This window comes from Roseateles sp. L2-2, from assembly GCF_050613215.1.
Classification (GTDB): domain Bacteria; phylum Pseudomonadota; class Gammaproteobacteria; order Burkholderiales; family Burkholderiaceae_C; genus Roseateles; species Roseateles noduli.
In genome coordinates, this window is the sequence record NZ_CP192509.1 from 3,825,080 (window position 1) to 3,839,133 (window position 14,054).

Consider the following 14,054-nt stretch of genomic DNA (forward strand, 5'->3'; position numbering starts at 1 on the left):
ACATGCCGTACCGGCAGCCGCAAGCGCGGCCCGGGGCGTTAGCGTGTGTGTCGAAGGTGCCCGTTCCCGCTTGAAGCTCGGGAGGGTTTGCCTTGAAGAACGACACGCAAGTTTCCGGATCGGAACTCCTTGGCCACGAGGCCGCGCGCGGCGCGCGATGGGCGTCACGCCTGGGACTGATCGTCCTGACTGCAGTGACGCTGGGCGCGCACGCCCAATCCGGCGCCACGCTTGAAGAGGCCATGGCCAACGAACGCGCCAAGCGCGTCAAGCCCACCCCGGGCTTTTCGACACGCTCTGCCGCTTCGACCTCAGTGGCGGGCGATCCCGGTGAAGGCGGACCGACCAGCTTCGACCCAGCGAACTACTTCGAGAACGGCAAACTCATCCGTGCGCCCAAGGCGCTGGCGATGCTAGGGCCGGACCTCTTCGGAGACCGTGTCAACCTCTATCGCGGCTCGCTTGAATTCGTCCAGACAGACGTCAATCTGGAAGGCAACAATGCATTGCAGGTTGCGGTGACGCGCAAGCTCTCCACCGGCAGCCGCGGCAATTACGGACAGGGCCTGTTCAGCGAATGGGAGCTGGAGATTCCTAATATTCAGGGAATCTTTCATGCTGAGATGGGTTGGGTGGCTGAGATCGCTCGCGGAGGGAAGTACTCCCCCATGCGGTGTACCAACTTTCATAAGCCGCCTGACACGCCGTCGCAACCGCTCGCCCCTGGCTGGCGTGCGAGGGAGTACTGGCAGGGCAACTTCCTGAACATCCCTGGTGCTGGTCAGCAAGAAGTGCTGCGCCGAGATCCCAGCAACACCAATGTGCCCGACGACGGTCAGAACACGACGCTGGTGACTACCGGCCTGTGGTCGATCCGTTGCCTGAATTCGTTGGCGAGCACGACCTCGTCCACGCCGACCAAGGAGCAGGGCGAGGGCTTTCTAGCCATCTCCCCGGATGGCACGCGATACCGCTTCGACTGGCTTGTCTCGCGCACCGCGGGCGGCCTGAGCAAGCAGGCCAGCATCGCCGGCGCGCATGTGTCGATGGAACGCGTCGATGTGCGCATCTTCCCGACGCTGATCACCGATCGCTTCGGGAACACGGTCAGCTACACCTTCGACCCGATCGACAAGTGGAAGCTGCTGAGCATCCAGAGCAGCGATGGTCGCTCGCTTTCCTTCACCTACGAGCCTGGAAGCCGTCGCATCAAGACGGTGTCCGACGGCACGAGGACGTGGACCTACGAGTACGGCGCGGTGTCCTTCCCGTCAGGTCTGGCCAACTGGACCAGCCTCATGAAGGTCATCAATCCGGACGGCTCGAAATGGGACTTCGCGGGCATGCATTTGCCCAACGGTTACCAGTCGACCAACAACGGTCTGGTCGACATGGAGATGGAGTTCCCGGAGCAGAACGGCGGAACGATAACGCCGACCGAATGCGACATGGGGGCGATCAACGGGATGGCCAGTCCAGCAGCGACCGGCTCGATGGTGCATCCGTCCGGCGCGGTGGGTACGTTCACGCTCACCCCGACCGAGCATGGTCGCAACGGCGTGCCGGAGGGATGTTACTCAGACGCCATCGCCAACTCCGTGGGCAAGGCGGTGAAGTCGCGCTACAGCACGGTCTTTGCGCTGACGAAGAAGACGATCAGCGGCCCTGGGCTGCCGACGATGAACTGGGTCCACAGCTACGACACGTGGTATCCGGGCTGGTCGACTTGCTCGGCCTGTACCGGCGCGGTAGCGAAGGTCACCGTGACGGATCCGGAAGGTGACATCACTCGCCACACCTTCGGCAACACGTTCCAGGTCAACGAAGGTCAGCCGCTCAAGGTCGAGACCGGATTGAGCGGAGGAACAGCGGCCAGAACGGTCGACACCCGCTACAGCACTGCGTTCCCCAATCCTGTCGGTATCAGCGACCAGGACGCAGGGGACGGCGGCATCACGACGCGCCACGTCCCCGTGGACAAGCGGGTCACGACGCAACAGGGCACGACCTTCACCTACGAGGTGACCGGCTTCGATCCGAAAGCGCGCCCGACGAACGTCAAGCGTTCCAGCGGATTGGGCTTCGAACGCACGGAGATCACGACCTACTTCGATCAACTGAGCAAGTGGGTGCTCGGCCAGATCGCGACCTTCACGATCGACGGGAAGACTTCGGTCAGCAACGTTTACGACCCGACGACGGCGACACTGACCACCGTCTCAAAATTCGGCGAGCTGCAGAACAGCTACACGTATCGCTCCGACGGCACACTGGAAACGCGCAAGGACGGTCGCAACAACATGACGACGTTCGGCGTCTTCAAACGCGGCATTCCGCAGAGCGTGAGTCTGCCGACAGGTGACAGCCACAGTGCGGTGGTCAACGACATCGGCCTGATCACCAGCGTCACTGACGAGATGAGCAACACGACGTCGTATGGCTACGACGCGATGGGACGCCTGTCGAGCATCACGCCCCCGTCAGGATGGACGCCGACGACGATCTCGTACGTGCAGACGAATGACGTCGAGTTCGGACTGCCTGGAGGGCATTGGCGCGTCATCGAGACGACCGGCAATTCGATCACCGCGAGCTACCTCGACGGCCTGTGGCGTCCCGTCTTCTCGCGGGTCTACGACACGGGCGACGCGAACAACACGCGCAAAGACGTCGCCAAGCGTTTTGACTCGGGCAATCGCCTGACCTATGAGAGCTATCCAAAGCGCCTCATCGACACCGCCCTGCCCTTGCCGCCTGGGAAGCGGACCTTCTACGACGCGCTCGGCCGCCCGATTCGCACGGAGGTCGACAGCGAAATCGGCATGGTCGGCGACATTCCCGGGGTGCTGAAGTCTTACGTCGAGTACCTCGGCAACTTCCAGACGCGCAGCACCAATGCGCGTGGAAAGCAAAGCACGCAGAACTTCTGGGTGCTGGACAACCCTGATCGAGCGCAATTGGCCGGCATCTCCGTACCGGCTGGCTCGGGCCTGCCGGCGGGTATGTCTGTGGCCATCACTCGAGATCTCCTTGGCAAGCCGTTGAGCATCACCCGCTCGGGCAACGGCGTGTCAGTCACTCGAAGCTACTTCTACGACAGCGCTCAACGTCTGTGCAAGACGATCGAACCTGAGATCGGGTCGACGCTGCATGACTACGACGGCGCCGGCAATCTCGCGTGGCGCGCATCGGGTCAGAACCTTCCAGCGCTGGAATGTGATCGCACAAACGTTCCGGCCGCCGCGAAGATCTCGCACACCTATGACGAGCTCAACCGTCTGAAGAACACGAGCTACGGCGACGGCCATCCCGGAATCTCGCGCACCTACTGGCCTGACGGCAAGCTCAAAACGATCAATACCAGTGACGGCACGGCGTGGTCCTATGACTACAACGCGCTGCGCCTGCCGACGACAGAGACACTCACATACGCCGGCAAGACGGCGAATGCCACCTGGAGCTACAACGCCAACGGCCACCTGTCCGGCGTCACCTATCCCACGGGCGGCCCCACGGTGTCGTACAACCCCAATGCGTTGGGCGAAGCGACGCAGGTCAGCGGCTACGCGAGTGGCGTCACCTATCACCCCAACGGTGCGGTGGCGGGCTATACGCTGGCCAACGGCATCGCGCACGTGCAGACGCAAAACCTGCGAGGCCTTCCTGAGCGCAACCAGGACATCGGCGTCATCAACGACCTTTACGCCTACGACGAGAACGGCAACGTCTCGGCGATCTCAGACCAACAGGAGAACGTCACCACCCGAGCGATGACCTACGACGATCTCGATCGTCTGTGGACGGCCACGGCACCCAACGTGTGGGGCACGGCGACTTATACGTACGACGCGGTGGACAACATCCGCACCGCGGTTGTCGGCAGCCGGTCCAGCACCATGAGCTACGACGCGCGCAACCGGCTCGAAAGCGTGATGACCAACGGCACGCTGTCGAGCTACACGTACGACGCGCAAGGGAACATTCGCACCAAGGGCGGCCAGACCTATTCGTTCGACATCGGCAACCGCATGTGGGCGGCAAGCCTGGGTGGCACCTATGTCTACGACGGCCACGGTCGACGTGTGTTCATCACCTCGACGGACGGCAATACCAAGCGCCTGCAGATGTACAGCCAGGCCGGTCAGATCCTGTGGGGCGACCGGACGCAGACCACACCCGACGTACCGGCGACCGTCACCGGCTATACGTGCAGCGCTGGCACCGTCTCCGGCTCGCTGTGCGTCAGCACGAGCGTCTACAACGCGTCGGTCACGGGTTACCAGTGCAATCCTGGCGACTCGCTCAGCGGCACTACCTGTTCATTCACGACGAGCTCGACCTACGGCGCCTCCATCGGCTCGTACTCGTGCAACACCGGGGACGGTCTGAGCGGCTCGACCTGCACCCACATCACCACGAGCACCTATGGCGCCGCGCCAAGCTACGGTTGCAATCCCGGCGACACGCTGATCGGCTCGACCTGCAGCTACACGACCACCTCGACGTACGGAGCGTCCATCGGCAGCTACCAGTGCAGCGCGGGCGACGTCCCCAGCGGCAGCACCTGCACGCACACCGTCACGAGCACCTATGGCGGAACGCCGATCTACGCGTGCAATGCCGGAGACTCGCTCAGCGGCACGACCTGCACCCACACGTCGAGCGCGGCGGCCACGCCGGTGTACTCGTGCCCAGCCAACTACTCGCTGAGCGGGACCACCTGCACGACTGCCACGTCGGCACCGGCGAACGCGAACGCGAATTGCAATGGCCTGGGTACGGCCTTCAGCACGGCGGGCACCTACGGATGCAGCGGAGACGTCGCGGCCCAACTGGGCGAGTACGAAGACGAATCCGTGCCTTGCCTGGACGCCTACGGCGGCTATGGCTTGCCGTTCATGCATGTCGCGCGCAAGTCCAACAAGCTGTTGTCATGCGTGTTCCAGGCCGTCGTGACGTACTCCTGCCCGCAGGGCACATCGCTGAACGGCACGCAGTGCACGGGGTCGTCCAGCCAACCCGCCAGCGTCAGCTACAGCTGCAGCTCGGGCAGTCTCTCCGGTACGACTTGCTTCAGCACGAGCACCTACGGCGCGGGCGTGTCCGGCTATAGCTGCAACGCTGGTGACTCACTGGGCGGCTCGACCTGCACGCACACCGCATCGAACAACTATGGCGCCACGCCGATCTACAGCTGCTCGGCTGGCGATTCGCTGAACGGCACGACCTGCACGCATGTGGCCAGCGGCACCTATCCGGCGGCGACGATCGGATACACCTGCAGTGCCGGGGACTCGCTGTCGGGCTCGACCTGCACGCACTCGGTGCCGAATACGTACGGCGCCACGCCGATCTACACCTGCAATGCGGGCGACTCGTTGAGCGGGCAGACTTGCACGCATTCCAGCGGCGGGACTTACGCGGCTTCGCCTGCTGGCTACAGCTGCAACAGCGGCGATGCGCTCAGCGGTGCCACTTGCACGCACACGACGCAAGCGGCAGCCACGCCGGTGTATGGATGCAGCGGCGGCACGCTGTCGGGCACGACCTGCGTCGGCGGAACGGCCACTTCAACAACGGCGTACATCTACCTCGGCAAAGCTCAGATCGCGGAGACGACAGCAGGCATCACCCAGTTCGCGCATACCGATGGGCTGGGCAGCCCGGTCGCCCACACGACTGCGGCGGGGGCCTTGCTGAACCGCACGCGCTACGAGCCCTATGGCTTCACGGCCCAAGGAACAAAACCAAGCCCCGCCACCAGCGTCATCGGCTTCACTGGCCATGTGAACGATGCCGATACGGATCTGGTGTACATGCAGCAGCGGTATTACGATCCAATTGCGGGAAGGTTTTTGAGCGTAGACCCCGTAGTAACCGATGCAGACACTGGCAAGGGATTCGGGCTATACGGCTATGTCGATAACAACCCGTACCTCAAAACCGACCCCGACGGACGCGAACCTGAAAGGGCGTATATTCCCGGAGGATTTGAGCGAGCAGAATACAAGGCAATTGAAGCCGACGCGGGGGGGAAGGCGGCGGTGGCGGCAGCTGTAATTGCCACACCTATCGTGGGCGTCGAGTTGGTAGGTGCAGTTGCCTTCCGAAAAGTTGCGGTCGAAACGGCGGTTGTAGTCGCAAGAGGCGTACAGAAGCTGAAGGGCGAGGAACCGCCGGCGCTTCCCACGAACAAGCCTTCGGTGTCCACGCCTGCGCCGAAACAACCAAGTTCGCCACCTAGGAACATGACTGCGGGCGGGCTCAAGCAACAGATCAAGGAGGGACAGAAGACCGGAGAATCCTTGAAGGACGTTGCAAACAAAAAGCAGGAAGGACCACCGGGGGACGGGGGGGCCAAACCGGGCGACTCATCCACCATTAAAATTACTCCAGACTCCAAATGACGAAACAAACGATCGACTGGGTGTCCGGTTTCCAGAGTTTGCGTATGGTGTCCGCTCTTGAATCGAAAGATGTAGACGTTATCGAGGAGGAGCTGATTAAGCTTTCCGAGCGAGGCGTGCACTGCGGTAGGTTCGACGTTGCGGAGCTCTACGAAACCGGCGACCTCATTCCGGCCTCGCCGAACGACGCAATATTCTGGTATCAACAGGGTAGAGAAAGCGAGCGGGATCCTCGCTGCATGTTCGCCCTGGCGCGGATTCATTTCTCCGGGCTGTTGGGTGTTCGCGTCGACATGGAACGTTCGGATGCGCTTTTTCGTGAAGCGTCTGAACATGGTATGCACGAGGCTTCCATCGTGCTTGTCGAAAACATCCTGAGCGGCAACTTTCCAGCGGTCAACACCGGTGATTTGCAACGCACGCTGGAACCCGCCGTGTCGGCTGGGTACGTGAAGGCCTTGCGTCTGAGCGGGGACATATTCAGTCTCAGCGGCCGTTGGTTTCGTGCGTTTGCAATGCGTGCGCTGTCCAATGTCGTAGGGAGTCTGCTCTCTCGAACCCCCACCGATCCAAGGCTCTATAGGACTAGATGGTCAGGCGACACTTGAGCACTGGGCTCCGTTTCATCGCCACCCCTACCCCATCACCCCCATCGCCGCCACGATCAACAGCCCCACCTTCACCAGCACGCCCGCCCCGACCACCCACTTCGCCCACCTGCTCTTCAGCAAGACCTGCCACCGCGCGTTCATGCCTGGCTCCGATCGAAGATCTGGTCCATCCAGCCGACGCATTCCTGGCACAGACGCAGCCGGTTGTTGACCTGCACGTGGCCGTCGGCGCCTGACGCCGCGTCGAGCAGCACGAACGACTTCTTCGTCGAGCGGATCTGCTCATGCCACGTCTGCGCTTGCCGCGCGAAGACCTGTGAATCGCCGGCGCCGAGGATGGACAGGAACGGCAGCGTCACCCGCGTCGGATCGGCCACCATGCCCGCGGTCTTCGGGACGAATTCCTCCCGCGTCTTCGCGCCTGCCTTCCACATCGACACCATCCGCGAGCGCATCGCCGCCGGTGTCGGCGCGGCCTTCGAGTCGGCCTCGACCGCCGCCTTCGCGGACAGCGCGAATAGCTGCGCGGGGTTGGGGAACGGCGTGCTGGCGATCACCGTCGCGAAGTGCTCGGACAGCGCCGCGTCGCCGGCGGCGCGCGCCACGAAGTAGCCGCCGAGGCTCAGACCGATCAGCGCCATCCGACCAGGCTTCGCGCCGAAGCGCTCCACGAGCAGCTTCGTCACGGCCGCGATGGGCTTCTCCGCTTCGGCTTCCCAGTAGAGGTCGTCCATCATCGTGATGCCCTGCCCCGGCAGATCCGCGATCGCCACCGAGTAACCGCGCGCCAGCAGGTTGCGGCCCAGCGAGAGGTACAGGTCCTCGAAGCAGGTGTCGGCGCCGCCGATCACCAGCACCACCGGCGCGTTCGCGTCCTCGTTCTGGAAGAAGACTCCCGGCAGCGCCTTGCCCGCATAGGGCACCTGGAAGAAGGTCGCGGGCAGGCGCTGCTCGTCGACCGCCTGCGCGAAGGCGCGCTTGTGCCGCGCCACCATTCGCGCGAACGCCTCGCCCGGTGCGGCGAACTGCCAGGCCGAGCGATAGGCCGCGAAGGCCTTCATGCGCGCTTCGCCGGCCTCGCGGCGCCAGCCCTTTTCCAGCCACGCATCGGCCTGCGCGTTCATCGCATCGCCGTACTCGCTGAACGCCTTCATCCAGCTGTCGCCGTCGCCGTCCGCGATCTGCGAGGCGACGTAGTAGACCTGCCCCAGATCCAGTCCGCCGCTCGGGCCCCAGCTCGCCGCAGCCATGAAGAACAGGTCCATGTCGGGGTCGTCGAAGCAGTATTTGCGGCTCAGGCGCTGGCTGGGATGCGATTCGGCGGCGACGTTCGCGGCGGTCTGGAGACGGGTGCTCATTCGGGGGCTCCTGGAGGAATCTGGGACAGCTGGGACGTCGCTCCGTTCCGTGTCGCGACGCTTGCCGAGGGCCGGCAGGAGAAATAATATGAGCACCACTCAGATTATTCGACTCGCGTTTCGACCCCATGATCGAACCCAAGAAATCCCCGTCCGATCAAGCAGTTACGCGCCGCTCGCCGCGTCAGGAGCGGTCGCGGCAGAAGGTGGAACTCATGTTGGAGGCCACCACGCGGCTGCTCCAGCAAGCCGATCCGGCCGAGGTCAGCACCAACGCGATCGCCAAGCTGGCGGGGATCAGCATCGGCACGCTGTACCAGTACTTCCCCGACAAAGACTCCCTCTTCCAGGCGCTGGCGGAGCGCGAGTTGCAGGAGCTCTCCGACCGCATCGTCGAGGTGATGACCGGCCCCGCGCCCGAGCGGCCCGGCGGGCGCATCAGCGGCGTGGTCTGCGCGGTGCTCGATGCCTACGGCGGCCGCGGCATCGCCCATCGGCGGCTGATGCAGTATTCGATGGCGCGCGGGTCGGCCGGATTCCTGGCGCCGATGCTGCGGCATCTGCAGGCGTCGTTCATCCAGCACGGCATCGCCGCACCGCAGGGCGGCATCCAGGCGATGTCGCGCGCCGATGCCTTCGTGATGACCCACGCCGTCAACGGCGTGATGCGCGCGGCCGTATTGGCCGAGCCCGCGGACTACGGCAGCCGCGAAGAACTGGAGCAGTCGCTGACGCGGCTCATCCTGGCCTACCTGCGCCGGTGACGGATCGCTCCCCGGCGCGCTGACCGGGCAGCTGCCCTGCGTCTCGCGTGGTATCGCGTGGTATCGCTACCACGACACGAACGAGTTGACGCGTTTTTGTCATTTTCCTTAATGCGAATCACTCTCACCTGCGTTAGAGTCCCGGCCGAAAGTCATCCCCCTTACCTCTTTCGGACACCTCGATGAAGCAGCAATTCCTGTTGACCGCGTGCGCCCTGGCCGCCTCGCTCGCCGTCGGCGATCTGGCCTACGCGCAGGACGCCACCCTCGACAAGATCGTCGTGACCGGCAAGCGCGCGAACCGCGTCTCCAAGGGTGCGACCGGCCTGCCGATGGACGTCAAGGACACGCCGCAGACGATCAGCTCGATCGACCAGGAAGACATGGCCAACTTCGGCGTCACCGGCAGCAACGAGGCGCTGGCGCTGGCCACCGGCATCAACGTCGAGCAGTACGAGACCAATCGCGCGACCTTCAACGCCCGCGGCTTCGAGATCCAGCTGACGCAGGTCGACGGCCTGGGGATGACCAACTCCTGGGGCACCGTCGTCGGCCGCGAGGACACCTTCCTGTTCGAACGCATCGAGTTGATCCGCGGCGCCAACGGCCTGCTGACCGGCGTGGGCAACTCCTCGGGCACGATCAACTACATCCGCAAGCGCCCCAAGAACGAGGACAGCGGCGAGTTCAGCGTCACCTTCGGCTCCTACGGCAAGAAGCGCGCGGCGCTGGACTACAACAAGGTGCTGACGGACGACGGCGCGTGGGCCGGCCGCTTCGTCGTGGCGACCGAGGACAAGGACTCCTACCTGCGCGACCTCAAGGACAAGCGCACCTCCGTCTACGGCGTGGTCGACGGCCAGATCGGCACCAACGGCGTGCTGACCGTCGGCATCACCGCGGTGGACGCCAAGCAGGACTCGCCGATGTGGGGGTCGCTGACGCTGCTGCGCTCCGACGGCACGCAGGCCGACTTCCCGGTGGGATCGTCGACCTCGCAGAAGTGGACCTACTGGAACACCAAGTCCTACAACGCCTTCGCCGAGTACACCCATCAGCTGGGCAAGAACTGGGAAGCCAAGGTCACCTACAACTTCCGCCACGGCAACGAAGCGACGCGGCTGCTGTACGCCTACGAGCCCCTGACCGGCACGCTGAACCCGGACAACACCGGCCTGGTGGGCTGGCCCTACCGCAGCCTGGGCAGCTCGGACAACAACGTGCTGGACGCCAACCTCAACGGGAAGTTCAGCCTCTTCGGCCGCGAACACTCGGTGCTGGTGGGCCTGAGCCGCTCGCACCAGGAAACCAAGACCGACACCTATTCGGTGCTGGACCACATGCTGGACCCGCTGCCGGCCTTCCCCTACGACGGCGACAGCTACACGCAGCCGCAATGGGGCCCCCGCGCCGCCGGCGAAGGCGGCGAGCAGACGCTGACGCGTCTGTATGCGGCGTCCCGCCTGGCGCTGACCGATTCGATCAAAGCCATCGTGGGCATCAACGCGGTCCGGCTGGAGCGCGCCGGCTCCACGGTCTACGGCAATCCGGCCACGGGCATGACCTATCCGGACACGAAGAAGACCAGCCCCTACTTCGGCCTCACCTACGACATCACGGCCGACCTGCTGGCCTACGTGTCGTACTCCAACATCTTCCAGAACCAGGACCAGTACGACATCAACGGCGCGTACCTGGCGCCGATGAAGGGCGTGAACGGCGAAGCCGGCGTGAAGGCCGAGTGGTTGAACAAGGCGCTGCTGACCACCGCCGCGGTCTTCACCTCGAAGCAGGAAGGGCTGGCCACCTACGGCGGCATGACCTCGGGCGGCCAGTACTGGTACGTGCCCAAGGACGTCAAGTCCAAGGGCTGGGAAGTCGAGGCCACCGGCCGCATCGGCAAGGACACGAAGCTGACGGCCGGCTACACGCGTCTGATGCTGACGGGGCCCGACGGCAACGACATTTACGAATGGGTGCCGCGTCACACGCTGAACTTCCGCGTCGACACCCGGGTGCCGGTGCTGCCGGCGCTGCGCGTCGGCCTGGGCGGCCGCTGGCAGTCGGAAGTCAGCAAGATCGGCAGCGCCAAGCAAGGCGCGTACGTCGTGGCCAACGCGTTCGCGTCCTATGAGCTGTCCAAGGCCGCCACGCTGCGCGCCAACGTCAACAACCTGTTCGACAAGAAGTACATCGGCGGCCTGGCCTACGGCGCCATCTACGGCGCCCCGCGCAACTACGGCGTGTCGCTGGATTACAAGCTCTGATGGTTCTTGCGTGAGGCTGCTGGCCCTCACCCCTGCCCTCTCCCGCAAGCGGGAGAGGGAGTAAGAAAGGCCAGGCGGTCCTTCAGGGGAAGTTCGTCACCGTCGGCGTGAACGACGCGTTGCAGCCGGTCTGCGCGCCGGTGTTGTTGATGACGTGCACGATGCCGCCGTTGCCGCCCAGGCAGACCGAGATCATGTTGTGGAAGCGCACGTTGCCGTTGACCGGCGCTTCGATCGCGCGATCCAGCAGGATGCCGCCGTTGGTGAACACGCTGTAGACGCCCAGTCCCCACGCCTCATGGCTGGTGACGTTGTCCGCCACCTTGTACGAGGCCCAGCCGCGGCCCGTCGGGCTGTTCCAGCCGGCCTGGCTCTGCGGGTCGTACGGGATCTCCGACTGGTAGAAATACACCCGGCCGCCGTTGCCGTTCCAGACCACCTGGTGCTTCTGGAAGTGCTCGACGAACAGGCCGTACATGGTCACGTCGTTGCCGTTGACCCAGAGGCCGTTCTCCGACGGGTTCTGCGTCCAGCCCACGCCGGCGCCGTGGTCGGCGCGCCAGAGCCAGGTGTGGTCCACGATGGTGTTGTTCGCGTTGACGCTCAGCGCGATGCGGACCTTGCCCGCCGCCGCGCCGCCGATGCGGAAGAACAGGTCGTGCAGCACCGTCGGATTGGCCGCGTGGTTGGCCGCCGCGCCGTTCGGGCCGACTTCGAGCAGCACGCCGGATTCCGTCGCGCCCGCATCGAAGAACAGACCCGAGATCGTCAGCCCGTCCACGTCCGCCGTCTGCATCAGCGGCTGGCCGTTGTCCGAGCGCAGCGTCGGGAAGCCGATGCCCAGCACCACCGTGTCCGGGTTGTTCACGCGCAGCGGCTGCGTCAGCACGAAGGTGCCAGGTGTGAACAGCAGGTGCTTGCCGGCCGCCAGCTGCGTGTTGATCGCCGCCGCGCTATCGCCCGGCTTGGCGATGTAGAACTGCCCGATCGGGATCGTGCGTCCCGGCGTCGCCGCGCCGTTGGCCCAGGAGATGCCGCTGCTGTTCTGGCGCAGCGCGGGCACGCGCACTGCGTAGCTGCCGTCGGTGTCGATGAAGAGGAAAGGCTTCTCGCGGACCACCGGCGTCTGCGCGATCTTGGTGTAGCGCTGGCCCGCGGTCGGGAAGTTGCCCGCCGGCGGGTTGGGCACGCCCACGAACACCATGTTCCAGTTGGAGCCCGTCCAGCTGCCCCACTGGCTGTTGCGCGAGATCCATTGCTGCTGGCTGGCGGAGTTCACCTGCCCGTCGATCAGCACGTCGGAGAACCAGCCGCCGCTGGACCAGCCGCCGTTCTGGTTGAGCTTGATGTTGCCGCGCACGTGCATGCGCCGGAACGGGATGGCCTGCGAGACCGCCCATTGCATCGTGTTGTTGCCGATGCCCAGGCTCGGCGTGACCGAGAAGTTCTCCGCCCCGCGCCAGAAGTTCTGCGTCGCGTTGTCGCCGCCCAGGAAGGCGTTGGAGCGCAGGTCGCCGTTGACGTGGACCTGGTCCGGATGGCTGCCCAGGCCCAGCACCTGCGTGTAGAAGCCCACCGGGATGCGCAGGTTGTTGTAGGTGCCCGGCGTCAGCAGGATGGCGTCGCGGCGCGGCCCGAAGTGGTTGGGCTGCTGCGCGTTGTAGATGCCGTCGATGACGCCCTGCAGGTTGGGCGTGGTCGGGCTGACGATGTGCACGCTGGACCCGAAGTCCGGCGGCGTGCCGGTGGTCGGCGGATTCGTGGGCGGCGTGGTCGGCTGATCCGCGATGACGAACTGCTCCCAGGCCTGGACCACGTTGCGGTTGGCCACGAGCACGCCGCCCAGGTTCAGATCGGCCGACACGTACTGGCCGTTGGCCGCCGAACGCAGCGCCACCGTCCCGTTGGACTGCGGCACGACGGTGAATTGCTCCCACGCGTCGGCGACACGCCGGTTGGCGATCAGGCGGCCGGTGTTGGGCTGCGCCAGGTTGAGGTCGGCGGAGACGAAGTTCCCGCTGATGCGCGCCCGGAACGACACCGTGCCGTTGCTGTTGTTGACGACGTCGAACTGCTCCCAGCTCTGGGCGGCGCCCGCGGTCGCGGTGAGGTACGACGTGCCGGTGGCCGTCGCGCTCACGAAGTTGTTGTTGGCCACCGCGCGCAGCGTGGCCGCGTCGGCGTCCGCCGGCAACCCCATCGCGGCGATCCAGCCCGCCGCCAGCAGCGCGTGCAGCGGCCACGCCCGTCCTTGATTCCATGCCATGACGATTTCCTCCTGAAAGTGGCGCGAGTCTAGGAAGAAGAAATACCAATCGAATACTGCGACCGTGTCCGGCTGTTTCCGATCAGCGGTCGGAATACCTCATTCCCCCAGCGATGGACAGATGGTCGCGCACATTTGTTTTCAAACCTGTCAATTCTTCGCCCGAAAGAGGTAGAAAGATCCGCCACACTCCGATCGCGCGGCCAGCGCCCGATCTGCCGTTCGTCGGATCGCCTTCACTCCCTTACACATCAACGACTTTCACCGCTCGTCGGCGGGGATGCACCGTTCGGGTGCCGTCGTCCCATATTCAAGCCACAGGAAAGTATTGAGTGTTGACGGCGCTGCGATGTTTTGCAGTATTCGACACACTCCGATACT

General features: G+C 64.6%; 6 protein-coding genes. 4 read left to right on the forward strand and 2 right to left on the reverse strand.

Translation table 11 applies throughout. The features are described 5' to 3' along the window. Positions 1 to 92 precede the first annotated feature (92 nt). Complete coding sequence (locus ACQZ13_RS17120) at positions 93 to 6,407, forward strand: RHS repeat-associated core domain-containing protein (protein ID WP_431046508.1); 6,315 nt, start codon at positions 93 to 95, stop codon at positions 6,405 to 6,407. Further along, the gene (locus ACQZ13_RS17125) at positions 6,404 to 7,015 is read left to right on the forward strand and encodes a tetratricopeptide repeat protein (RefSeq protein ID WP_431046510.1); all 612 of its coding nucleotides are present in this window, start codon (positions 6,404 to 6,406) and stop codon (positions 7,013 to 7,015) included. The genes ACQZ13_RS17120 and ACQZ13_RS17125 overlap by 4 nt, the downstream gene beginning before the upstream one ends. Before the next feature lie 140 nt (positions 7,016 to 7,155). Here the strand turns inward: ACQZ13_RS17125 and ACQZ13_RS17130 are convergent, their stop codons facing one another. Further along, complete coding sequence (locus ACQZ13_RS17130; RefSeq protein WP_431046512.1) at positions 7,156 to 8,376, reverse strand: alpha/beta hydrolase family protein; 1,221 nt, start codon at positions 8,374 to 8,376, stop codon at positions 7,156 to 7,158. Positions 8,377 to 8,591: 215 nt separating this feature from the next. Here ACQZ13_RS17130 and ACQZ13_RS17135 point away from each other — a divergent pair, with 215 nt between their 5' ends. Together ACQZ13_RS17135 and ACQZ13_RS17140 are read left to right on the forward strand one after the other, a co-directional pair. Then, positions 8,592 to 9,140: a TetR family transcriptional regulator gene (locus ACQZ13_RS17135; RefSeq protein ID WP_431053258.1), complete on the forward strand. Its 549-nt coding sequence runs from the start codon at positions 8,592 to 8,594 to the stop codon at positions 9,138 to 9,140. Positions 9,141 to 9,322: 182 nt separating this feature from the next. After that, a complete protein-coding gene (locus ACQZ13_RS17140) occupies positions 9,323 to 11,407 on the forward strand; it encodes a TonB-dependent siderophore receptor (protein ID WP_431046514.1) in 2,085 nt (694 codons plus the stop codon). An 82-nt stretch (positions 11,408 to 11,489) separates the two neighbouring features. Here the strand turns inward: ACQZ13_RS17140 and ACQZ13_RS17145 are convergent, their stop codons facing one another. Beyond that, the gene (locus tag ACQZ13_RS17145; RefSeq protein WP_431046516.1) at positions 11,490 to 13,673 is read right to left on the reverse strand and encodes a hypothetical protein; all 2,184 of its coding nucleotides are present in this window, start codon (positions 13,671 to 13,673) and stop codon (positions 11,490 to 11,492) included. Between the last annotated feature and the right edge of the window lie 381 nt (positions 13,674 to 14,054).

Excerpts from the sequence above, each read along its gene's own strand:
- ACQZ13_RS17125 (WP_431046510.1), top strand. The coding sequence starts at position 6,404 with ATGACGAAACAAACGATCGACTGGGTGTCCGGTTTCCAGAGTTTGCGT.
- ACQZ13_RS17130 (WP_431046512.1), bottom strand. The coding sequence starts at position 8,376 with ATGAGCACCCGTCTCCAGACCGCCGCGAACGTCGCCGCCGAATCGCAT.
- ACQZ13_RS17135 (WP_431053258.1), top strand. The coding sequence starts at position 8,592 with ATGTTGGAGGCCACCACGCGGCTGCTCCAGCAAGCCGATCCGGCCGAG.
- ACQZ13_RS17140 (WP_431046514.1), top strand. The coding sequence starts at position 9,323 with ATGAAGCAGCAATTCCTGTTGACCGCGTGCGCCCTGGCCGCCTCGCTC.
- ACQZ13_RS17145 (WP_431046516.1), bottom strand. The coding sequence starts at position 13,673 with ATGGCATGGAATCAAGGACGGGCGTGGCCGCTGCACGCGCTGCTGGCG.